Annotated in this window: 15 protein-coding genes; 5 read left to right on the top strand and 10 right to left on the bottom strand. The window is 72.8% G+C overall.

Going from position 1 to position 22,595, the window contains the following annotated elements; genetic code table 11:
* Nucleotides 1-601 precede the first annotated feature (601 nt).
* Nucleotides 602-4,708 carry a type VII secretion protein EccCa gene (gene eccCa / locus ABD481_RS24060; protein ID WP_425559265.1) on the bottom strand — a complete coding sequence of 1,369 codons (4,107 nt, stop codon included), beginning with the start codon at nucleotides 4,706-4,708 and terminating at the stop codon, nucleotides 602-604.
* Nucleotides 4,709-4,952: 244 nt separating this feature from the next.
* On the opposite strand from eccCa, the gene ABD481_RS24055 reads away from it, so the two are divergent.
* The 3 genes from ABD481_RS24055 to eccD all read left to right on the top strand — a co-directional run bounded on the left by ABD481_RS24055 (nucleotide 4,953) and on the right by eccD (nucleotide 8,184).
* Nucleotides 4,953-6,233, top strand: coding sequence for a hypothetical protein (locus ABD481_RS24055; protein ID WP_344668006.1), 1,281 nt, complete (start codon nucleotides 4,953-4,955; stop codon nucleotides 6,231-6,233).
* A gap of 72 nt (nucleotides 6,234-6,305) precedes the next feature.
* Entirely contained in the window at nucleotides 6,306-6,635 is a 330-nt protein-coding gene (locus ABD481_RS24050) for a YbaB/EbfC family nucleoid-associated protein (RefSeq protein WP_344668005.1), read from the top strand.
* 1 nt (nucleotide 6,636) lies between these two features.
* Nucleotides 6,637-8,184 carry a type VII secretion integral membrane protein EccD gene (gene eccD / locus ABD481_RS24045; protein ID WP_344668004.1) on the top strand — a complete coding sequence of 516 codons (1,548 nt, stop codon included), beginning with the start codon at nucleotides 6,637-6,639 and terminating at the stop codon, nucleotides 8,182-8,184.
* 68 nt (nucleotides 8,185-8,252) lie between these two features.
* Here the strand turns inward: eccD and ABD481_RS24040 are convergent, their stop codons facing one another.
* Complete coding sequence (locus ABD481_RS24040; RefSeq protein WP_344668003.1) at nucleotides 8,253-9,842, bottom strand: type VII secretion protein EccE; 1,590 nt, start codon at nucleotides 9,840-9,842, stop codon at nucleotides 8,253-8,255.
* Nucleotides 9,843-10,023: 181 nt separating this feature from the next.
* On the opposite strand from ABD481_RS24040, the gene eccB reads away from it, so the two are divergent.
* Complete coding sequence (gene eccB / locus ABD481_RS24035; protein WP_344668002.1) at nucleotides 10,024-11,478, top strand: type VII secretion protein EccB; 1,455 nt, start codon at nucleotides 10,024-10,026, stop codon at nucleotides 11,476-11,478.
* 10 nt (nucleotides 11,479-11,488) lie between these two features.
* Here the strand turns inward: eccB and ABD481_RS24030 are convergent, their stop codons facing one another.
* The 5 genes from ABD481_RS24030 to ABD481_RS24010 all read right to left on the bottom strand — a co-directional run bounded on the left by ABD481_RS24030 (nucleotide 11,489) and on the right by ABD481_RS24010 (nucleotide 15,919).
* Nucleotides 11,489-11,893, bottom strand: coding sequence for a hypothetical protein (locus tag ABD481_RS24030; protein ID WP_344668001.1), 405 nt, complete (start codon nucleotides 11,891-11,893; stop codon nucleotides 11,489-11,491).
* The gene (locus tag ABD481_RS24025) at nucleotides 11,890-13,566 is read right to left on the bottom strand and encodes a C2 family cysteine protease (protein ID WP_344668000.1); all 1,677 of its coding nucleotides are present in this window, start codon (nucleotides 13,564-13,566) and stop codon (nucleotides 11,890-11,892) included. Before ABD481_RS24025 ends, ABD481_RS24030 begins: the two co-directional genes overlap by 4 nt.
* Nucleotides 13,563-13,850 (bottom strand): hypothetical protein, encoded by a 288-nt coding sequence (locus ABD481_RS24020; protein WP_344667999.1) that lies wholly within the window; start codon nucleotides 13,848-13,850, stop codon nucleotides 13,563-13,565. The genes ABD481_RS24025 and ABD481_RS24020 overlap by 4 nt, the downstream gene beginning before the upstream one ends.
* Before the next feature lie 189 nt (nucleotides 13,851-14,039).
* Nucleotides 14,040-15,251, bottom strand: a complete 1,212-nt coding sequence (locus ABD481_RS24015; RefSeq protein WP_344667998.1) for a sensor histidine kinase — start codon at nucleotides 15,249-15,251, stop codon at nucleotides 14,040-14,042.
* Entirely contained in the window at nucleotides 15,245-15,919 is a 675-nt protein-coding gene (locus tag ABD481_RS24010; protein ID WP_344667997.1) for a response regulator, read from the bottom strand. The genes ABD481_RS24015 and ABD481_RS24010 overlap by 7 nt, the downstream gene beginning before the upstream one ends.
* A 354-nt stretch (nucleotides 15,920-16,273) precedes the next feature.
* Between ABD481_RS24010 and ABD481_RS24005 the strand changes: the two genes are divergently transcribed.
* Entirely contained in the window at nucleotides 16,274-19,447 is a 3,174-nt protein-coding gene (locus tag ABD481_RS24005) for a helix-turn-helix transcriptional regulator (protein ID WP_344667996.1), read from the top strand.
* Nucleotides 19,448-19,455: 8 nt separating this feature from the next.
* On the opposite strand, the gene ABD481_RS24000 is transcribed toward ABD481_RS24005, so the two are convergent.
* Genes ABD481_RS24000 through ABD481_RS23990 form a run of 3 tightly spaced genes read right to left on the bottom strand, consistent with a single transcriptional unit; the run spans nucleotide 19,456 to nucleotide 22,561 of the window.
* Nucleotides 19,456-20,292: a carbohydrate ABC transporter permease gene (locus tag ABD481_RS24000; protein ID WP_344667995.1), complete on the bottom strand. Its 837-nt coding sequence runs from the start codon at nucleotides 20,290-20,292 to the stop codon at nucleotides 19,456-19,458.
* On the bottom strand, nucleotides 20,289-21,254 hold the full coding sequence (locus ABD481_RS23995) for a carbohydrate ABC transporter permease (protein ID WP_425559264.1): 966 nt from the start codon (nucleotides 21,252-21,254) through the stop codon (nucleotides 20,289-20,291). The genes ABD481_RS24000 and ABD481_RS23995 overlap by 4 nt, the downstream gene beginning before the upstream one ends.
* Before the next feature lie 17 nt (nucleotides 21,255-21,271).
* On the bottom strand, nucleotides 21,272-22,561 hold the full coding sequence (locus tag ABD481_RS23990; protein WP_344667993.1) for an extracellular solute-binding protein: 1,290 nt from the start codon (nucleotides 22,559-22,561) through the stop codon (nucleotides 21,272-21,274).
* Between the last annotated feature and the right edge of the window lie 34 nt (nucleotides 22,562-22,595).

Below are 22,595 nucleotides of genomic sequence, written 5' to 3'. Positions count from 1 at the left end.
GCAAAGCCCTGCCGACGTGACCGAGGAGAACAAACCAACAACCCAGGCAGAGAGCTGACAATCACGGGGGAGGGGGCTGGGTGCCTCGCTGATTCCGGCCGCCGGGAAGGTTCAAAGCAAAAGCGGCGGCTGAAGGCATCCCCAAAGGCTTGCCTCACCGGGTGGCTGAAGACTCTCTCGCATGGGCGGCTAAAGCCCCTGCCTCACCCGGCGGCCGCAGGGCTGAAGCGGGCCACCACCGCCCCCGGATCCTTCAGTCCTCTCCCTGGGTTTTGGTTTGTTCTCCTCGGTCACGTCGGCAGGGCTTTGCCTACAGTACCGCCGACCAGGTGTCAAGTTCATGCAAGCGCAACCGCAGCGCTAGAACAACAAGGTTCCGGCATGGACTTGATACCTGGGCGGCGGTGCTGTACCCGTAGGGCTGCCGACGTGAGCGAGGGGAACAAACCCCCACCTCACCAACCGCCAGCGCAGGGACTAGCAGCCACCACCCTATGGAGCAGCGCCAGTTCTCCGAGGGATCAGAGGCCCTCGCCGGAGGCGCCTGCCTTACCCAGCTTTTGACTTTGGTTTTTAGTCTTCAACCGCACCCACCCACCCCTCACCTCACCGGCCCCGTCCAAGCCACCTGCGCCTGCACCACCCCACCCCTCCGATGCACCAAAACCCCCCGCCCAGGCGGCTGCGGCCCCGGCTTCACAGCCCCCAACAACGCCCCCTCGTCCTTGCTCCCCGACATCACCAACCCCGGCGACCCCAGCTCGCGCAGTCGCTGCAGCACCGGCTCGAACAGCCCGCGTCCGGCGCCGCCGCTCCCGCGTGCGATCACGAGGTGTAGGCCGATGTCGCGCGCCTGCGCCAAGTAGTCCAGCAGCGGCGCCAGCGGATTCCGGCCGGGGACGGCCACCAGTTCGTAGTCGTCGACGATCACGAACAACTCAGGACCCTTCCACCAGCTCCGCTCACGCAGCTGCTCCGGAGTGACCTCCGGGCCGGGCAGCCTGCGGCGCATGGCCTCGGCGAGGTCGTTGACCAGCTCGACGACCGCCGGCTCGCTCCCCGCGTAGCCGAGCAGATGCTCTCCAGCCACAGCATCCAGCAGCGCGCGCCGATAGTCGACGACCGCAATAGCCGCCTCCTCCGCCGCGTAGTTGGCCACGATCCCAGCAGCGATGGTCCGCAGCAGACCACTCTTGCCACTCTCCACATCCCCGAACGCGATGAAATGCGGATCACTGTCGAAGTCCACGAACACCGGCTGCAGATCCGCCTCCGACAACCCGAACGGCACCGCCCGACTTGTGGCCCCCTCGCTGAGCCCCGCGCTGAGCCCCACCAGCGCCCTCACCTCCTCCGGCGTAACAACCCTCGGCAACATCCGCACCTGCGGCGCCACCCCCCGCCCCCACGCCACCGCGACCCGCTTGACCAAATCAGCAGTCCCCACCCCAAGCGTGTCAGCCCGAGTCCCCCCATCGACACGCGGCAGCGCCCCAAGAAAGTGCAGCTTGTCCGGCGTCAGCCCACGCCCCGGCGCCCCAGCCGGCACATTCGCCGCCGCCCGCCGATCGACCAGCGACTCCCCAGGGTCGCCGAGCCGCAGCTCCAACCGCGTTCCGATCGCGTCGCGCAGCGCTGGGCGCACCGTCATCGCGCGGTTGGTCGTAATAATCACGTGGAGCCCAAACCCCAACCCCCGCGCCGCCAGCGCCGTAATCGGCTCCTCCAGCAGCTCGTACTCCTGCCGCAACGTCGTCCAGTCGTCAACGATCAGGAACACATCCCCGAACGCCCGCCCGTCCGCCGCCCCTGCTCCCGCTCCCGCCCCCACGCCCACGCCCAGCCCCGCCCCCAGCTCCGCGCGCCGCAACCGGAACGCAGCGGCCGAGTCGATCCCGGCCGCGGCGAACTGCTGCTCCCGCTCCGCCAGCAGCGTCGTCAGCTCGCCGACGATCCGCCGCACCCGCTCCCCATCGCGCCGCGTGGCGTAGCCGCTGACATGCGGTAGCCCCGCGATCGGACCCAACGCCCCACCGCCGGTGTCCAGGATGAAGAACTGCACCTCCTCCGGCGTATGTGTAACCGCCAAGGCGCTGACCAGCGTCCTGATCAACGTGCTCTTACCACTCTGCGGACCCCCGACCACCATCGCGTGCCCGGCAGCGCCCGACAGGTCCGTCCACAGCAGATCCCGGCGCTGCTCGAAAGGCTTGTCGACGAGCGCCAACGGCACCGTCAACCGCCCCAGCCCACCCCACCCCACCGGGCACAACCCCCGCTCGGCATCCACCCCCAGCGGCGGCAGAATCGCGTCCAGGCTCACCGGCTCGTCCAGCGGCGGCAGCCAGATCTGGTGCGCCGCCGGTCCGGCGCCCTCCAGCCGTCCGACCATCGCGTCCATGATGCTGGGCCCCACCCCGGCGGCCGGCGTCAGCAGCTCCGCCGGGTCCGGTACCGCCGGCGCCACCGGCGCCTGCGCGTCGATCACCGGCGCCAGCGTGAACGGCAGGATCCTGCTGTGCGTCCCCCCGCCCGCCGACCGGCCGCGGGCGGGCATCGGCCCGGACACATACGCGGCCTTGAACCGCAGCAGCGTCTCAGTGTCCGTCTTCAGGTACGCCGAGCCCGGCACCGACGGCAGCTGGTACGCGTCCGGCACGCCGAGCACCGCGCGGCTCTCCGCCGCCGAGAACGTCCGCAGCCCGATCCGGTACGACAGGTGCGCGTCGAGCCCGCGCAGCCGTCCCTCCTCCAGCCGCTGCGAGGCCAGCAGCAGGTGGATCGCCAGCGACCGGCCCAGCCGGCCGATCATCACGAACAGGTCGATCAGCTCGGGCCGGTTGGACAGCAGCTCGCTGAACTCGTCGATGATCACCAGCAGCGCCGGCAGCGGCTTCAGATCCGCCCCGCGCTCCCGCGCCCGCTCGTAGTCCCGCACCGACGCGTAGTTCCCGGCCGCCCGCAGCATCTCCTGCCGCCGCAGCACCTCGCCGTTGATGGCGTCGGCCATCCGGTCCACCAGCGTCAGTTCCTCGGACAGGTTGGTGATCACCGCGCAGACGTGCGGCAGCCCGGACATCCCGGCGAACGTCGCCCCGCCCTTGAAGTCGACCAGCGCCAGGTTCAGCGTCTCCGAGGAGTGGGTGGCGACCAGCCCGGTCACCAGCGTGCGCAGCAGCTCGCTCTTGCCCGAGCCGGTGGCCCCGATCACCAGGCCGTGCGGCCCCATCCCGTCCTCGGCCGCCTCCTTCAGGTCCAGCGCCAGCGGCCGTCCGACCGGGTCCATCCCGATCGGGATCCGCAGCCGGTCCCGCGGCGCCCGCGGCTGCCAGGTCCGCGCCGGGTCCAGCTGCTCCGGATCGCCGATCCCCAGCAGCTCGGGCAGCCCGAAGTCGGCGGCCATCGGCGAGGCCGCCGAGGTGGGAGCCCCCTGATAGACGCCGGCCAGCCGCCGGGCCAGCGCCTCGGCGCTGGCCGGGTCCAGGCCGTCCGGCCGCCCCAGGAACTCCAGGTGCCGGTCCCGGCCCTCGCCGACCACCAGGCCCATCCGGTCCGCTCCCACGTGCAGCCGCCCCTGGTAAGGCCGGGCGATCGGCGAGGGCTCGGCCCCGGCCAGCTCCAGCACCGTCACGCCGTGCCGCCCGGCGGCCGGCGCCAGCGCCGGGTCCCCGCCGGTCCGCCCGCCGTCCACGATCACCAGGATGTGCGGATCCTGATACCCGGCGGCCCGGCCGCCGCCGAAGGCCGCGCGCCGCGCCACATCCTCGTCCAGCAGCTCCCCGAGCCGCTCCAGATCCCCCGCCACCAGCCGCGCCGGCCCCACCGCGTCCTGCGTCCCGGCGACGTCCCCGCCCGGAGCGCCCGGCGCGGCCGGAGCGGCCTGCGCGTGCGGCAGCCACTTCAGCCACTCCCACTCCGCGTGCCACGGATCCCCGACGCACAGCGCGATCCGCAGATCCTCCGGCGCGTGGAACGTGGCCAGCTGCGCCACCAGCGCCCGCACCAGCGGCACCGTCGTCTCCCGGTCCCCGCTCAGTGCCACCGACGCGAACGACCGCAGCGACAACGCCACCGGCAGGTCCGGCACCGTCGCGTAGGTCCGGATGAACTGCCGCAGCGCCGCCGACGACACCGGGTCCAGATCCTCCAGCGGCGCCGTCTGCGGCGCCCGCAACGGCGTGGCCAGCCGCTGCGGCCCGCGCCCGACCCGGGCGTGCCCGAAATCGTCGTCGGTCCGGCGCCGCTCCCAGTGCCGGCTCTGCGCCACCCGCAGCCACAGGTCCGTCGGCTCCGGCCGGGCCAGTGCCAACGACGTCCGCTGCGCCGCCGCCACATCGCGCACCTGCTGCCGCAGCCCCGACAGGTACCGGTGGTAGTCCCGCCGCTCGGCGTTGATCTGGGCCTTCTTCTGCGCCCCGCCCCGGGTCACCGACATCAGGATCATGCCGATCATGGTGCTGCCGTACAGAGCGGCGAAGACATACGTCATCGCCCCGCCCTTGTCGCCCATGTAGAAGAACGACATGGCGCCCATGCCGAGCATCATCGGCAGCATGAACATCAGCTGATTGAGATTCGCGCCGGACCCCTTGGCCAGCACCGGCGGCGCCTGGAGCTGGATCTCCGCGCCCGGCAACCCGGACAGCCCGGGCGCCCCGCCTCCGCCCCCGCCGCCGCGGCTCCGGCCGGTCTCCCGGGGCGGACTCATGGTGGTGGTCGGCATCACCGCGGTGCTCTCCTATCGGCGCTCGCCGGCCCGCGACCGGCCCCGCCGATCCGCACCGACCCGGACATCCACTCCACTGCGTGCTGCGGGCCCAATTTACGGCGCGGAGCCCCCCGCACAGGTGGGTACTTTTGCCGTCCGTCGACCGGCCCGGACCGCTTTAGCCTGAAGCCCGATCATCGATGAGCCTTGTCATCCACCCACTCACAGGCAGGCGGTGCCCGACATGTTCGTGATACCGAACTCCAGCGCTATGGACGCCACCGCGTACGGCGGCGGCCCGAGCACCTTCGTGTCGCGGATCGCGACCGGATCGCCGGAGCGGATCGCGCAGCTGGTGGAGCAGCGGCTCAAGCAGGCCGAGCAGTTCCTGAAGCTGATCGAGCAGGCCCGCTCGGCGGTGCAGACCCTGGACAAGGCGTGGTCGGGGCAGGCCGGGGAGACCGCGGTGAAGAAGTTCACCGACACCCTGGAGTCGTTCGAGAAGATCGTGAAGGTCATCGAGGCCTCCTCGCAGCTGCTGGGCGTCTCCGGCACCCTGGTCAAGGCCGCGCAGACCGCCTACACCTCGGTGGTCTCGGCGGTGAACCCGGTGGTCGCCTCGCTGGCCTCCAACTGGTGGACCTACTGGGCCGCGGTGTCGCTGTCCACCTCGGCCAGCGCCGGCCTGCGGGCGTTCATCGAGGGCGTCGAGGCGCTGCTGAACGCGCTCGGCGGCAGCCAGCTGATGCAGGAGATCACCACCCTGGTGCAGATCGTCCAGGACGTGGAGAAGCTGATCGGCAGCGGCTCGCACGGCACCGCCGTCCCGCCGGCCGGCACCTACGCCAAGCCCAGCACCGGCGGCCTGTCGCAGAACGCGCTGCACGCCCCGCCGCAGATCGCCAGCACCACCGGCCAGCAGGTGGCGGCCAACGGCGGCTACGACGCCTCGGTCGCGGCCACCCTGGGCCAGTACGCGCACCCGAACACCTCGGCGCGCGCCGACGGCACCTACCCCACCGGCACCTCGGCGTCCACCGACCCCTACAACAACGCCGCCGCGCAGATCCCCTACACCGGCGGCACCTCGGCGGCGTCGCAGTACCCGAACACGGCGATCCCGACCACCGCGATCCCGAACCCGGCGTACCCGAACACCACGTTCCCCACCACCGCGTTCCCGACCGCCGCCCAGCCCACCGCCGGCCAGCCGGCCGCCGACACCAGCGGCTTCATCCCGGTCGACCCGCCGCTGCGCGGCGCCGACATCCCGGTCACCGCCCAGCCGATCTCCACTCCCGCCGCCCCGGCCGCCCCGGTCACCCCCGTCGCCTCGGCCCCGGCCGCCCCCGCCGTCCCGCCCGCGCACGCCGCCACCCCGCCCGGCGACATCACCGTCACCACCACCTACGACGGCGTCAGCACCACCGTCACCATGCCGGTCGGCACCCAGACCGATGTCACGCTCGTCGACCCGACGAATGGCAGCACGGTCACCGAGCACATCATGGCGAGCGCTTCCTAGAGAATCGCGATTCAGCGCGCCGGAAACGCATCACATAACGCACCGGGAATCGCACGTCCAGAGGCGGAGTAAATGGAAAGCATCGACACAGCGACCAACGTCGAAGCGCTCATGGAGCGTATTCGCGGCCAGCAGGCGGACATCGAGCGCATCCAGCGCGAGCTGGAGGCCACCGAGGTCGTCGGCGCCAGCCGGGACGACGAGATCCGGGTCACCGCGCGCGGCAACGGGCAGGTGGTCGGCGTCGACATCCACGACGAGGCGCTGCGCCGCAACGACGCGCACGAGCTCGGCGAACTGGTCAAGGAAGCGGTCAACGACGCGCTGCGCAAGGTCGCCGAGGCCGGCAGCGCCCGCTTCCAGCCGGTGATCGAGGCCGCCGCGCCCGGCGCGGGATTCTGAGGTGGCCGGAGCCCACGGCGGCCTGACCCAGGCCCCGCGCCCCGGCCGGCCGTCCGCCGGCTCGTCCGTCGGCTCGGCTTCCGGCGCCTCCGCCGGCGCGTCCAACGGCGCCTCCGCCGGCGCGTCCAACGGCGCGTCCAACGGCGCGTCCGCCGCCGACCCCGCCGCGCCGAACCGCATGACCTGGGCCCGCCGGGCGACCGTCGTCAGCCCCCGGGCCCGGGTGGACGTGGCGCTGCCGGTCCAGAGCACCGTCGCCGAGCTGGTCCCGGAGCTGGTCCGGCTCTCCGACGCGCAACGCCACGCCGGCCCCGGCCACACCGGCTGGGTGCTGGCGCGCCTCGGCGGCGCCCCGCTGCCGCCGGAGCTGACGGTGGCCGCCGCCGGCCTGCGCGACGGCGACGTCCTCTACCTGGTGCCGCGCGAACGCCAGGGTGCGCCGATGCTGTTCGACGACGTCGTCGACGCGATCGCCAGCGCCTCGGAGAACTCCGAAGGCGCCTGGCGCCCGGCGGTCGCCCACCGGGTCGGCGCGGTCGGCGGCGCGGTGGCCCTGGCCGGTGCCACCATGCTGCTGTTCGCCCTGCTCTCCGGCAAGGCCGCCGCCCCGGCGGCCACCGGGGGCGCGCTGCTGGTGCTGCTGCTCGCCGCCGGGGCGCTGAGCCGGGTGGCGCGCGACCTACGGGCCGCCATGGCGTGCGCCGCCGCCGGCATCCCGGCCGCCGTCACCACCGGCCTGGCGGCCCTGCCGCCGCACCACCTGTGGCCGGTCCACGGCGGCGCCGCAGCCTTCGGACTCGGCGTCACCGGCGCCTACGCGGTGCTCGCCATGATCGCGATCCGCTGCTGGTCGGCCTGGTTCGGCGCGTCGGCCGCGTTCTGTGCTTTCGGCGCCGCCACCGCTGCCGTCGTCGGCCTGGCCGGAGCCACCGCCGCGCACGCCGGAGTGGTGCTGGCGGTGCTGGCCACCGCGCTGGCCGCCGCCGCGCCGATGGTCGCGATGCGGCTGGGCCGGCTGCCGCTGCCGCGGGTGCCCTCGGACATCGCCGCGTTCCGCGAGAACGAGGAGCCCACCCTCGGCCCGGACGTCCTGGGCCAGACCACCGCCGCGCAGCGGATGCTCACCGGCCTGCTGGCCGCGCTCGGCCTGTCGGTGGTCGCCGGCGCGGTCGCGACGCTGCGCGCCGCCGGCGCCTGGCCGGTCGTGCTGGTCAGCCTGCTGAGCATGGTGTGGATGCTGCGATCGCGCTCCTACACCGACACCGTGCAGCGCGTGGTGCTCGTCGGCACCGGACTGGCCTCGCTGGGCTGGCTCGCCGTCACCCTGGTGCAGCGGCACGAGAAAGCACTGCTGGTGGCGGGCGTCGTCGTGCTCGCACTGGCCGGGCTGGCGTGCTTCGTCTACGCTCGGCACGCCGGACAGGGACGGCGCTCGCCGTACTGGACCCGGCTCATGGACCTGGCCGAATTCCTCGGAGTGGTGGCGCTGCTGCCGATCGCCGGGGTCGCGCTCGGGGTGTACGAGCACCTGGGGCACATCAAGAGCTGACCGCAGACGGGGAAGGTGGCCGGACCGGCGGGCGGTCCGGCCACCTTGATGTCCGGGTCCGGCTTCCGTCAGGTGAACGCCAGCGGCAGCGTCCGCAGCACGAACTCCTGGTGGCGGCCGTTCGCCCGCACCGCCGGCACCGGAGGCACCAGCTTGTCGACGTCGGGACCGGCGATCCGCATCGCCGACGCGCCCCGGATCCGCCCGCGCGGGGTCCGGCTCAACGTGTACGACGAGCAGGTGAACGCCGCACCCGGAGCCCACTGCACCAGCAGCCCGGCCGGATCCAGCGAACGATGCGGCTCGAAACAGACCTGCCGCAACCGGCCGGTCGACCAGTCCCGCCACGTCTCCCGCACCTCGGACGGCGCCGGATCCCCGGCGTTCAACGCCACCAGCAGCTCCTGGCCGAACTCCATCTGGTCCAGCGCGTCGGCCGAATACCCGGCCGAGTCCAGCCGCGACACCAGGCCCAGCGCCGCACTGGCCACGGCGCGCGCCGCTCCCAGCTCGCCGCCGCCGCGCGCCATCGCGGCGTGCGGAGCCTGGCGCGGGCGGTAGCGGAGCGTCAACCAGTAGACGCGCATCGGGCCGCGGTTTACGGGGACGGGGACGGGGACGGCCGGAGCAGGGGGCTGATTCGGGGCGGGGTGCGCCGAGCTGCCGATCGCGGCCAGGGCCTGCGGTGTCAGGGCCGGAAGGGTCACGGTCAGGTCGAGATCCGCGGCTGCGGACGTGGACGCCGATGACGGCGGTGGCGGTGGCGGTGAAGAAGCCTGATTCGCGGCTCCTGGCCGCAGCACCGGCAGCGTCATGGTCGTGTCCAGATCGAGCGGCGGGAACCCGCCGGGCGGCAGGACGTTGTGGGGGACCGTGGCGGTCAGATCCGCCGGGTCCTGTGTCGGATCCGGAGTCTCGGGCCCGTCTTCGTCATCGCCGTCACCGTCGGCGGGCTCGGCCATGCTGGCGGACCTGGCCGCGGACCCGTCCGCCGTCCACACCACCAGCTGAGCGCCGGCCAGCGGGATCGTGGTATCCGCGAACGCCTCGCGCAGCACCGCCAGCAGGGCCCCGACATCGGGCTCGACCGCCGGTCCCAGCCGCACCGTCGCCACCCAGCCGCCGTCGGAGGCCGCCAGCCCGACCCGGTTCCCGGCCCGGTCGACGTAGCCGCCCAGCCCCAGGTCCGGCAGCAGCGTGGCCAGCGGCGCCGCCGCGGCCTCGGCCTCCGCCTCGGCCCGGCGCTTCGCGGACAGCCGCCGATAGCGGTAGCGGCCCTGCGTGTCCGTCCACTGCGCCAGGCAGCGGCCGTGCACCCGCAGCGAGCTCATGCCGATCAGCGCCCCGGCGCCGGTGTAGGCCACCGCCTCGGTCAGCGCCGAACGGCCGTGGCCGGCGGCCGCGGCCAGCGTCGCGGCCTCCCAGGCCACGGTCTGCCAGGTGCGGACCGGGGCGAACCAGTCCAGGACGGCGGTCCCGCGGGACAGCGTGGCCGGGATCGACGGCGCCGTCGGCGCTGCCGGCGTCGTGGGTGCTTCGGCTGCTTCGGGTGCCGCGGATGTCGTGGGTGCTGTCGGCACGGACGCGGCGGCCCGCGCCACCGGCTGCGGCGCCGGGGGCATCAGCATCTCGGCCGCCGGCGCGGTGTGACTGGTCATCGCGGTCACCATATTTCTTTGAGCCGGCGCATATCCTTTTGGCGCTCGCTAATCATACGTATACTGACTGCTGTTCGTACAGCGCCGGCCGACATCCGCATTCGCGGAAATAGGACGGCCGGGCGAACTCCAGATGTCGGGACGAGAGCCGGCCGGACGACGAGAAATCCCGGGGTGCGTTGTGTGGACCGAGCGGGACCAGATCCAGGCCTACCAGTTCCTGCGGCGCCGGCTGGTGTCCGCGCTGACCGTGGCCGACGCCAACCACCCGGTGGCCCCGAACCGCCGCCTGGTCTTCGGGGTGGTGCTCGGCGGCGTGGCCACCCTGCTCACCGCCGCCGGCTTCGGCATATCAGGGCTCTTGCAGCCCTCGCCGCCGCCGGACTGGCGGCACACCGGGCTGGTGATCATCGACAAGGACGGCGGCGGGCACTTCGTGCTGGACAACGGCGGCGTGCTGCACCCGGTGGCCAATCTGGCCTCGGCCCGGCTGCTGGCCAACGGCACCAAGACCGTCACCGTCGCCGGCTCCCTGCTCAGCGGCGCGCCCCGGGGCGCCGCGCTGGGCATCCCGGCCGCCCCCGACAGCCTGCCCGACGCCGCCGCGCTGGCCGCCGACCCGGCCCCGGTCGGCTGTTCGCGCGCCACCAGCGACCTGCCGAAGGTGACCGGCCCGGTGTCCGCGCTGCTGCTGGCCCGGGCCGGCGACGCGACCGCCACGCTGGCCGGGATGGCCGCCGTCCCGGACGGCCGCGCGCTGCTGGTGCAGGACCCCAAGGGCGACCGCTACCTGATCACCGGCGGCGTGAAGTACCGGCTGGGCGACCGCCCGGCGCTGATCGCCCTGGGCTATCAGAGCGCGGCGACCCTGCCGGTCACCGACAGCTGGCTGGCCACCCTGCCGGCCGGCCGGGACCTGAACCTGGTCACCGTGCCCGACGCCGGCCGCGCCGGCCCCCGGGTCGGCGAGCTGCGCACCAAGGTCGGCCAGATCCTGGCCGCCGACAACCCGGTGGCCGGCCGCTCCGGCTACTACCTGGTCCGCGCCGCCGGCCTGGAGCCGGTCGCGCAGGCGCAGGCCGCACTGGTCCTCGCCGCGGCCGCCAACGCCGCCGCCTATGCCGGCGACGGCCCGCCGGTGGCCCGGCCGGTCTCGATCGCCGACGCGGCGGCCGCCCCCTCGGTCCCGCCCGGCGACGACGCCGCCGGCTACCCGGCCGGCATGCCGGCCCCGGTCACCGTCGGCGGCGACTCGACCGTGGTCTGCGCCACCGGCGACGGCAAGGACCCCGCGCAGATCGCCCTCGGCACCGCCTGGCCGCTGCCGCCCGGCGCCCGCACCGTCCCGACCGGCGCCCCGCAGAACGGCGCCGCCGCCGACGAGGTCTACCTGCCGCCGGGCACCGCCGCCCTGGTGACGGCGAAGGTGGCGCCGGGCGCGCAGGCCGACAAGTGGTACCTGGTGACCGACGCCGGGACCAAGTACGCCCTCGGCGACACCCAGGCCCGCGGCGCGCTCGGCTACGGCAACGCGGTCCCGTCCCAGCTGCCGCCGACCACGGTGGCGATGCTGCCGACCGGCCCGGCCCTGGACGAGGCCGATGCGCAGAAGCCGGTGGCGGTGCCGGGGAGCTGAGGGGGAGCCGCTAGTCGATCGGGACCGCCGTGTCGACCGGGAGCGCCGTGTCGACCGGGACCGTCCTGTCGACGGGGACCGCCGTGTCGATCGCGACCGCCGTGTCGATCGCGTCGTCGTAGAAAACGATGTGCCCGGCCGCCCGCGGATCGTCCTCGCTGTCGGCCGGTGCCGCCGCCACCGCGGTGACGGTGATCCGCCGCGATCCGAACTCGACGACGTTGCCGGGCCGCGCGGTGACCTGGAGTTCGCGATAAGGGCCGGGGCCGAACAGGTCGCGTAGGACTAGGCGCGCGGCCGGGCGAGCCGGATCCGGATTGATGGCGATGATCCCCACCGCGATGCCGTCGCCGAGGTACTGGCCCCGCTGTCCCAACCGCTGCCCGAACTGCTGCCCGGCCGCGTCCCCCGTCACGGCCGCACCGGCGTGGCGGACACCTTGTTGAAGTACTCGTGCCACTCGCTCTCGGTCAGTGTGATCCTGCCGATCGACTTGTCCGCGTCGGTCGCGCTGGCGACTCCCCAGGGGTTCTTCAAGGTGATGGTCGGCGGGTCGGCGTTCAGGTCGACGCTGTCCACCCAGTACTCGTGCGCGCTGACCACCTTGTTGCCGTCGATGAATTCGCCGTCGCCGTCCCACCACAGGCCGCCGCCGTCCTTGCGGCTGCCGGTCGTGACCGCGCGGCCGTCCTTGACCCACTGCGAGATCTCTTGGAGCGAATGGTCGCCGGTGCTGGTCCGGGTGGCGGCCTGCCCGGTCCGGGCGCCGTTGCCGCCGTCGAGCGCTTCATAGCCGCCCTGGTACTGGGCGTATGCCTTCTCGTAGAGGGAGACCCACTTGAAGCCGCCGGGGTTGGTGTAGACGGTCTGGTCCCGGTCGTTCACCGGGAGCTGCCCGTCGACCGTGACCTCGACCGGTTGGCCGTCCCGGTAGAAGGTCACGGTGTAGGTGCCGTTGGGGTTCTCGTGGATCCGGGACTCGAAGAAGTCAGGGCTCTGCTGCGCGATCGCCGCGAGCGAGGACATGAACCAGCAGTCGCCGTCCTGGCCCTGGTGCAGATCGCTGCCGATGTCGATGCCGGTCGGGCTGAACAGGCCGGTGTCGACGTCCTTCCAGTGCAGGCCGCTCGGGACGTTCTCGGTCCGCCAGTCGGGCTGGAGCGCGGGGAGGTGCTGCTGGACCGTGCCGAGGGTCGACGAGTCGATGTCCCTCAGCAGCAGGTTCGCCCAGGCGACGCGGTCCGGCACCGACCCGGCCTCGATCGCGCTGTTCAGCCGGTCGAGCTGCGCCGGCTCCATCATCGCCAGCAGGGCGTCGAGCTCCGCGGGCGACATGCCTTGCAAGCGGTTGTAGACCTGGGCCCCGGCCAGCTCGGGATGGTGCTGGTTCCCGGCGCCCGGGTCGTCCAGGAGCCCGTCCAGGAAGGCGATGGTGTCCAGGATCCTCGCCGGGTCGACGGTGCTGGGCCCCACGTCGTCGCCCATGTTCATCAGCCCCGCCAGGCTCGGGAGCTCGCCGCCGAAGCCGGTGAACGTCGCGTTGAAGTCCGAGTAGGCGCTCCCGGACAGCGTCCTCGCCACCTGGCGCAGATCGCTCTCCGAATCCGCGACGGCCTGGGCGCAGGTCCGCATCGCCCGGTTGTACTGGCCCGCCGCCTGGTCCGCGCCGTCGGACAGCCGGCGCTGGTCGCTGTGGACGTCGCCATGGACGCTGCCGTCCGCCGCGGGAGCGGAGCCGGAGGCCAGCAGCGCGGACTGCATTTTGGCGAACGAAGCCCGGCCGTCGCGGAGCTGCCCGGCGAAGGTGTGGACGGCCTGCGCGGCGGTGCCGTAGGCGTAGACCATCTGCCCGAGCAGCGTGGGCAGCGGTCCCAGCGTCTGCTTGAACGCGTTCGCGCTTTCCCCCAGCCAATGGCCGAGGTCCGGATCGTTGATCATGCCCAGGATCCCGGACCGCACCTGGTTGGCCTGGATCTCGCGGTCGGTCAGCCGCGCCGCGACGTCCTCGTACGCGGCCGGATCGCCGGGCCAGGGGTCGTACGTGGTCAGTCCGGATCCGCCGCCGTCGGCGGGAGCCGCGTTGGTCATTCGAAGGCCCGTCCCCGCTGCTGCCGGACGTCGTCGGCCAGCCCCTGATCCAGGCTCAGCGCGGCGGCGGCCGCCTGGTCCGCCAGCGCGGCCAGCGCCGTCAGGTACGAGTTCAGCCCGTCGCCGCAGGCCTTGTCGGTCGAGCTCAGCAGCGACAGGTCGTCGTCGAGTACGTCGCCCCGGCCGGGGGAGAGGTACACCGGCTGGGCGAAGTCGCCGAGCAATTTGTGCAGAGTGTTGGCGAATCCAGTCAGTGCTTGACTGTTCAGTTTCAGGTCGCTCACGTGATCCCCGTCGTGCCCGTTCCCAAATCCCTGACATGGACCGTGCCCGAAACGGTCCAGAAGTGTGATCGAACTTAGGGTTGCCGGGTAACTACGAAGCAATGACAGAGCAATGACAAGGTGGCGTGCGGGTGACGCGTCCGGTGCGTCGCGGACCGTATCAGGGGCCTGGTGACCCGCCGGACACCCTCAGGACCCCACGTCCCTCTCCACGGGAACCCACAGCGTCACCGACACTCCATGGCCGGGACGCGCACCGACCCGCGCCGTGCCCGAGACCTCGCGCATCCGGGCCGCGACCGATTCGCTCAGCCCGAAGCCCGGCCGGTGCGCGGACGGGTCGAACCCGACGCCGAAGTCGCGGACGGTGAGCGTCAGCCCGCCGAGCTCGGCGGTGTGTGCCGGGTCGGCGGCCCCGACCCGGATCAGCGCCTCCGCCGTCCCGGAGTGCTTCAGCACATTGCGAAGCGCCTCACGCGTCGCCGCCAGCAATGCCGTTCGCCGCGCCGGGGTCAACCCGTCGTGCGCCGCGTCGACGGCGTCGAGCCGGACTCGCAGTCCCTCCCGGGCCAGCTCGCCGACCAGCCCGACCAAGCCCGCCATCAGGTCCGGCGTGGTCCGCGCGCCGCGTCGCGCCAGCTCGCGCCGCAACGCCACCGCCTCCGCGTGCGCGATCGCCCGGACCTCCCGCAGCCGCCGCGGCGCCTGCTCGGCGTCGGAGTCGTTCGGCAGCGTCAGCGCGATCGCCTCCAGCGTCTGCAACACCGTGTCGTGCAACGACCGCCGGATCCCGGCGCGCAACCGCTCGGCGTCCCGGTCCAGGGCCACCAGCACGCCGGCCGCCATCGCCATCGCCAGCACCGACACCGCCGCGTCGCCCAGGCCCAGCACCGCCGCCGAACGCACCGTGCGCTCCGGTCCGGACGCCGCGAACATCGCCAACCGCAACGGGATTCCGCCCGCCACCACCGCCAGTCCGCCGCGCACCCCGCGCGCCAGCGTCACCAGCGCCACCGACCCCGCGAAGTACTGCCACGACACCTCGGCCGCCCGATCCGACGGCGGCGACCACGCGCTCACCACCAGGTTCGCCACGACCGCCAGCACCGTGTCGCCGACGAGCACCGCCCGCACCGGGATCCCGCGCGCCATGCCGTACCCCAGCGCCGCCGTCGCGGCCATCAAGAACGCACCCACCGCCAGCACCGACCGGTTCCCGGCGAGCCCGAAGCCGCCCACGGAGACCAGCGCGGCAGCCGGCAGCACGCCGACCTGGAAGCCCAACGGCACCAGCAACGCCAAGCTCGCGCCGTCGCCGCGCCAGCCCCGGGCGGCGCGGTCGGTCAGTCCGCGAGTCGTCCGCCGAACGCCCCGTCGCGGCGCGCGGCCTGCCCTCAGCACGCCGCCGATTCGGCGAGCACGCCCAGCTCGATCGCCGCCCGCGTCATGTCCGCGCGGCGGCGCGCGCCGATCTTGTCGCGGATCCGGTCCAGGTAGGAGCGGACCGTACGGACGCTGATTCCCATCTCCATCGCGATGTCCCGGTCCCGCTCGCCGGCCGCGACCAGCCGCAGCACCTGCTTCTCCTGGCCCGACAGCTCCAGCCGCGGCCCGGCCTGGCGGTTCTGCTCGGTGGTGAGCACGATCGAGGCCAGCGTCGGCGACACGTAGCTGTTGCCCGCGGCGATCTCCCGGACCGCGCGCAGGATCTCAGTGCCCTCCGACTCCTTCGACAGGAACCCGCGCGCCCCGGCCGAGATCGCGCCCAGCACGTCGGCCTTGGCCGCCTCCGCCGAGACCACCAGCACCCGGTTGCCCATGCCGTTGATCTGCAGCACCGCCGCCGCGCCGTGGACGCCGGGCAGGGTCAGGTCCAGCACCACGATGCCGTCCCGGCGGGGCCGGCAGGCCACGAACTTGCCGACCGAGCCGGCCACCACGTCGAGGTCGAAGTCCCCGGCCTCCTGGAACAGCCGGGTCAACGCGTCGCGGTACAGGGGATGGTCCTCCACGACGCTGACCGGGATACGGGCCGAATCGGGCTCGGGGCGGACGGCGGAGGCCTGCATGGTGACTCCCTCTCGGATGCTCGTGACGGCTGGTGACAGCGGTGTGACGCCTGGTGCCGGGCTTGTGGCAGGGTGCTGCCATGCGGATTTGTGTGGACCTTGACGCACTCAGTGTCATGGCACTGAGACGGCGCGTCGTCGGTAAAACTACGTAACCCGCTACTACCTCTTACGCACCGGGGTTACTGATCCCCGCGACCTGCGGCGGCCCGCCCACCGCGGCGTCCGCGACAAATCAACAGAATGAAAGGTCGCGTCCACCGGGGCTGGGTACAGTTCACCCATAACTGTCGGAAGCGACGGCTACAGTCCCTCGGGGCGTCAGGGTTCGGACAACCGTGCGGGGAGGTGCGCGTGCTCGCCACGGGTTCGCCGCGGGCCTGGCAGGCCTTGGCCGGGCGGGAAGCCCAGACCGGCCGGCTGGCCGCCGCGGTCGAGGCGTTGGGATCGGGCCGGGGCGCGGTGCTGGAGATCGCCGGGGACCCGGGCATGGGCAAGACCCGGTTGCTCGGGCTGCTGGCCGGGATGGCCGAACGCGCCGGGACGCGGATCGCCCGCTCCACGGCACTGCGCGGGACCTCCGTGCCGCGCCAGTTGTTCCGCGACGCCTGGGCCGACGTCCCGGCTCCGGGCCTGGCTGGCGGCGACGAGGAGGCGGTGTTCCGCGCTGTGCGCGCGGGTTTGGCCGACTGGGCCGCGGGGTCCGGCCCGGCCGCCGCTGGTTCTGGTTCTGGTTCTGGTTCTGGCTCTGGTTCCGGTTCTGGTGCCGGCTCCGTCCGCTCCGCCGGCGGCGCCGTCGTCTTCGACGACGTCCACCTCGCCGACGACGCCTCCACCCGCCTGCTGGCCCGCCTGGTCCGCACCCCGGTACCCGGCCCGCTGCTGCTGGCCATCGGCCACTGTCCGCGCCGTACCGGATCGGTCCTGCTGGAGGCGCTCGACGACGGCGCCCGCACCGGCACCGTCGTCCGGATCGAACTGGACCCGCTCGACGGGACCGCCGTGGCCGAACTGCTCGCCGCGTGGCAGCGGCACGCCGACCACGACCCCGCCTACATCGAGCAGATCCGCGCCGCCGCCGACGGCAACCCGCGCAACCTCCGCATCCTCATCGCCGCCGGCTGGCGTCCCGAGCTGTGGCCGGACAGCCCCGGCGAGGACACCGGCGCCCTGCTGCGCGAGGCCGCCGCCATGGGCGTGGAGCTCGACGCGCTCAGCCCCGAGCAGACCGCCGTGGCCGGGGCCGCCGCCGTCCTGGCCGGACCGTTCCGGCCCGAGGACGCCGTGCAGATCTCCGGTCTCGGGCTGGCCCGCACCCTCGACGCCCTGGACGAGCTGGTCCGCGCCGACATCGTCCGCCACGTGGCCCCCGGCGCCCGCTTCGCCTTCCGACACCCGCTGCTCGGCCATGTCGCCCACGAACGGGCCCCGCTGCCGAGCCTGCTCGCCGCTCACCAGCGCGCGCTGCACCTGCTGTCCAGCCGAGGTGCCGCCGCCGTCGACCTGGCCCGGCACGCCGAGCACCTGGTCGGCGCTGATGCCGCCGCCGCGCCGCTGCTGGTCCGCGCCGCCGTCGCGATCCTGCCGGACGCCCCGGCCACCGCCGTCCGCTGGCTCGGCCTGGCGCTCCAGACCCCCGTCGGCGAGCACCCCGGCGCCGAACGCACGGCCCTGATGCTCGAAAGCTGCCGCGCCCTGTCCGCCGCCGGCCGGTTCGACGAGGCTCGCGCGCTCGTCCACGACGTGATGCGCGACGACACCCACCTCACCGGCCCGCTGCGGGTCCGGGCCTGGGCCACGCGGGTCGCCGCCGAGCGGCAGCTCGGACGGTACGACGAGGCCGAAGCCGTGGCGCGCGGCGCGCTGGAGCGGCTGCCGCGACCGCTGGACCTCGGGGCCGCGGAGCTCGCGTTCGAGTTCGGGGTGCTGCACATGTACCGGGGCACGTACGAGCAGGCGCGCGCGGCGGTGCAGGAGGTCGTGGCAGCGATCCGGGCCGTGCCGGATTCCTCGATGGCTGATACGGCCCCGAAGCCGGATGCCGGACTCGGGGCCACCGACAATGCCGCGGCGCACGATGCCGACGGCGCCCGATCCGCCGCGCACGACACCACCGCCGCGCAGTCCGCCTCCATCGCCGCGACCCTGCGCATCGACGGCCCGGCCGTGCCGGACGAGCGCCTGGCCGCCGCGATCCGCGTCCTGGCCGCCTTCGGCGACGCGTATCTCGGCCGGACCGCCGACGCGATCCCGGCGCTCGTCGAGGGCGCGCGGCTGGCGGACAGCCTGCCCGACGCCGACGCCGCCCGGATTCCGGAACTGCTGGCCATGCTCGGCTGCGGCGAGATGTTCATGGAGGGCTACACCGCCGCCGGCCGGCATCTGCGGCGCTGCCTGACCATCGCCCGCGACGGCGGCCCGCAGCAGATGAAACTCAATGTCCTGCTGGGCCTGGCCTATATCGACCAGCAGACCGGGCAGCTGGCGCGGTCGGAGCGGCGTGCCGAGGAGGCCGGCCGGGTGGCCCGCGCCACCGGGGCCGGCGACGGCGTCTCGATGAGCGAGGCGCTGCGGGTCGGGGCCATGATCTGGTCGCGCGGCCGCGCCGAGGCGGCGGCCGTGATCGCCGCCGCCGAGCACGCGGTGCGGACCGCGCGGCCCGGCAACGGCTGGTGGTCCGGCTCGGCGGCGATCCAGCTGGCCCAGGCCCGGCTGATCGGCGGCGATGCCGCGGGCTGTGTCGAGGCGCTGCTGGACGGCGGCGGCGGGCCCGAGCTGCGGCGGCTCCAGCCCGCCTACCGCCCGATGCTGTTGTCGATGCTCTCCACGGCCGCGCTGCGCTCCGGCGACGTCGTACTGGCCCGGCAGGCCGCCGACGCGGCCGATCAGGCGGCCGAGGACTCCGGGCTGTCGGTGCAGCGGGCCTACGTCACCCGCGCCCAGGCCGCCCTGCACGGCGCCGACGGCGAGCACCCGATCGCGGCCAAGCTGTTCGAGCAGGCCGCGGTCGGGTTCCGGCGGGCCGGCCGACCGGTGCAGCACGCCTGGACGCTGGCGGTCGGGGCCGCCTCGTCGGCCGCCGCGCACGGCCCGGCCGTCGCCGGTTCCTGGCTCGACGCCGCCGAGGAGGTCGCCCGGATCCACGGGGCGCTAAGGATCGAGGAGGAAGTGGCCGACATCAGAGCTCTGCTGAACGCGGGCGAGCCGCGACCCGGGAACGAGGCGTGGACGTCGCCGCGGGCGGTGAGCCCTGGCTCGACCCCGAATCCGATCCCGGGCGCGACCCCGAGCGCGACCCCGGCCGGCCCGTCCCAGCCCGACGTCAGGGCCCTGCTCACGGCACGCGAGCAGGAGATAGCCGCCCTGGTCGCCACCGGTCGCCGCAGCCGGGCGATCGCCGACGAGCTGTTCCTCAGCCACCGCACCGTCGAGACCCATCTGGCGCGGATCTACCGCAAGCTGAACGTCTCCTCACGGACCGCGCTCGCCCACCTCCTTCAGGGTGCTGACACCGACGGCGCCGAATAGCCGAGCCTTCACTCCTTCACGCCGCTGCCCAGCGCCGCGGAGGTGAAGTGCCGCTGCGCCAGAATGAACAACACGATCACCGGCACGGCGAGCACGCACGCGCCGGCCAGGATCACGCCGTAGGGGTTGGTGGCGGTGGCGGCGTTGGTGGACACGTACTCGCCCAGCGACACCGCCAGCGGCTGCATCGAGTGCTTCTTGGTGATCAGGAACGGCCACAGGAACTCGTTCCACGGCCCGATGAACGTGATCACCGACGCGGTGATGATCGCCGGTTTCGTGAGCGGCGCCGCGACCAGGACCAGGGTCCGCAGCTCGCCGGCGCCGTCGATGTGCGCGGCGTCGAACAGCTCGTCGGGCAGCGCCACGAAGAACTGCCGGAAGATCAGCACCGCGGTGGCGTTCACGGCGAACGGCAGGATCATGCCGACGAAGTTGTCGGCCAGGCCGTAGTCGCGGACCACCAGGATGTAGAGCGGGATCATCATGACCTGGAACGGGAGCACCAGTACCATGATCAGCCCGGCGGCCACCACGCCCTTGCCGGGGAAGCGCAGCCGGGCCAGCGCGTACCCGGCGGGCAGGCCGACGAGGATGGTCAGCACGACGGTGCCCAGCGTGAAGATCGCGGAGTTGGCGAGGGAGGGCAGCAGCGAGATCGCCTTGTCGACCTCGCGGTAGTTGGTCAGCCCCAGGTTGCCGGGGCGGGGGAGCAGGCCGCTGAAGGCGCTGTCCGCCTTGAGCTGGAACGAGCCGACGACCATGTAGTAGAGCGGGAAGACGCTGGCCAGGGCGCCGACCAGGACGAAGCCGTAGGTGGTCGCACGTTTCAGGGTCCTGATCATGCCGGGGCCGCCTCCCCCGCTTCCGGGCCGGTTGGTTCGTCGCCGCGGTTCTCGGCGCGCTGGAACAGCCATTGCACGCCGCGTCCGGCGCCGGCCACCAGCAGCACGAACAGCGTCAGCAGGATGCCGATCGCGGCCCCGATACCGGGTTTGCCCTGTTCGACGCCGTTCTGGTAGATCAGCAGCGCCGGCGACATGGAGGCGCCGTTCGGGCCGCCGCCGCCGGTCAGCAGATAGGGCTCGGTGAACAGGTTGGCGCCGACGATCAGCGCCAGCGTCGTCACGAGGATGGTGACGTTGCGCACCGCCGGCACCGTGATCGCCCGGAACTTCCGGACGGCGCCGGCGCCGTCGATGCTTGCCGCCTCGTAGAGGGAATCAGGGATCAGCAACACCCCGGCCAGGTAGAGCAGCACGTAGAAGCCGAGCTGCTTCCAGGTCACCTCCAGGGCGATGACGACCATCGCCAGCTTGGAGTTGACCAGCCAGGACGGGTCGGGGGCCCAGCCGCCCAGGACGTGGTTGACCAGGCCGCTCTGACTGAACAGGAAGTACCAGACCCCGATCACGGCGATGCTGGCCGTGACGTAGGGGACGAAGAACGCCGAGCGGAAGAACGTCCTCATCCGGCTCAGCTTCGCCAGCACCGCGGCCAGTGTCAGGCCGAGGATCACGGTCAGCGGGACGTTGATGGCCAGGAACTCCAGGATGTTCAGGAACGACCGGCGCAGCTGCGGGTCGGACAGCGCCGCGCGGTAGTTCTTCAACCCGGTGAAGGGCTGGGGGACGTCGGCGCCGGGGGCGGCGTAGACGTAGTCGAGAAGCGAGATCCGGACGCCCTGGATGATCGGCACCGCGTAGACGACGGCGAGGTAGATCGCGTAGGGAGCGGCCAGGTAGAGCCCGACGATGGTCTTGGAGCCCGGGCCACGGCCCGGTCTCGGCCGCGATCGGCGCGGCACGCGGGACACGGCGCGGCCTACTTCTTGATGTCGGAGGCGACGGTTCCGGCCGCGTCGTGCAGCCATTGGTCGGTGGACTGCTGGCCGAAGACGACCGACTTCAGGTAGCCGTTGCGGAAGTCCTGCCACATGGCCACGCCGTTGGCGACGTTCGGGACCTCGACGGTCCGCGCGGCCTGCTGCGCGAACTGCGTGTACTCCGGGTGCGTGCTGAAGTAGGAGGCGTAGACGGTCGGGAGGTCGGCGCGCAGCGGCATCTGACCGGTGGTGTTCAGCAGCGTGCCGTCATTGGCCTGGTCGGTGGCGAACTTCAGGTAGTCCCACGCGGTCTGGCGGTTCTTGCAGGCTCTGAAGACGGACACCGTCTTGGAGTCGGCGAAGGTGTGGATCTGGTCGGCGGCCATGCCGGTGGAGGTCGGCACCGGGACCGCGCCCCAGCTCACCTTGCTCCCGTACACGGAGATCGCCCACGGGCCCACGATCGCCATCGCGGCCTTCTTGTCGGCGAACGCGTCGCCGTTGTACTTCTCCTTGGGGGCCTCGCCCTTGGCGTAGATCTGGGACCAGAAGTCGGCCACGGCCTTGCCGGCCGCGTCGTCGAAGGTCGCGCCGCCGTTCTCGATCAGCGCCTTGCCGCCGCTCTCGGCGATGTAGAGGGGGTAGAAGTCGAACCAGTTCTGGAAGAACTCGTTGGTGGGCGCGGGGGCGATCGCGTACTGGGCGCCGCCGGTGCTGGTCAGCTTCTGCGCGGCGGCGAGGAAGTCGGAGTACGTGGACAGCGCCGGGTGGTCCGGGTCCAGGCCCGCGGCCTTGAACATGTCCTTGTTGTAGAAGATCATCACCGGGTTGCTTTTCCACGGCAGCTGGTAGTACTTGCCGTCAGTGCTCTTGTACTCGGCGGCGACGCCCGCGCCGCTGCGGCTTTCGAGGTAGGAGACGCCGTCCGGGAAGTCGTTGAGCGGCACCAGACCGCCCTGCTTCACCCAGCCGGATATGGCCGAGGGCGAACCGTTGAACACCAGGCACGGGGCGTTGCCCGCGGCGATGGCGGCCGAGATGACCTCCTCGGAGCTGGTCCCGGCCGGGATCTCCTCGCCGGTGACCTGCTGGTCCGGGTGCGCGGTGTTCCACGCCGCCACGGTCGCCTTGCCCCAGGCCACCTCCTGCGCGTTGTTGGAGTACCAGATCTTGATGGGACCGCTGGCGGCCTTGCCGCTGTCACCGCCACCGGAACTGCATCCCGCCGCCAGCAGCGCGGTACAGGCCAGCGCCGCGACGGCGACGGTGAAGGTGCGCTTGTTCGCCATGGCTGTTCCTCTCGAATCCGGTGGTAGGGGTTCC

The sequence above is a fragment of the Catenulispora yoronensis genome, from assembly GCF_039531695.1.
GTDB classification, from domain to species: domain Bacteria; phylum Actinomycetota; class Actinomycetes; order Streptomycetales; family Catenulisporaceae; genus Catenulispora; species Catenulispora yoronensis.
This window is presented reverse-complemented; position numbering and strand designations above follow the sequence as displayed.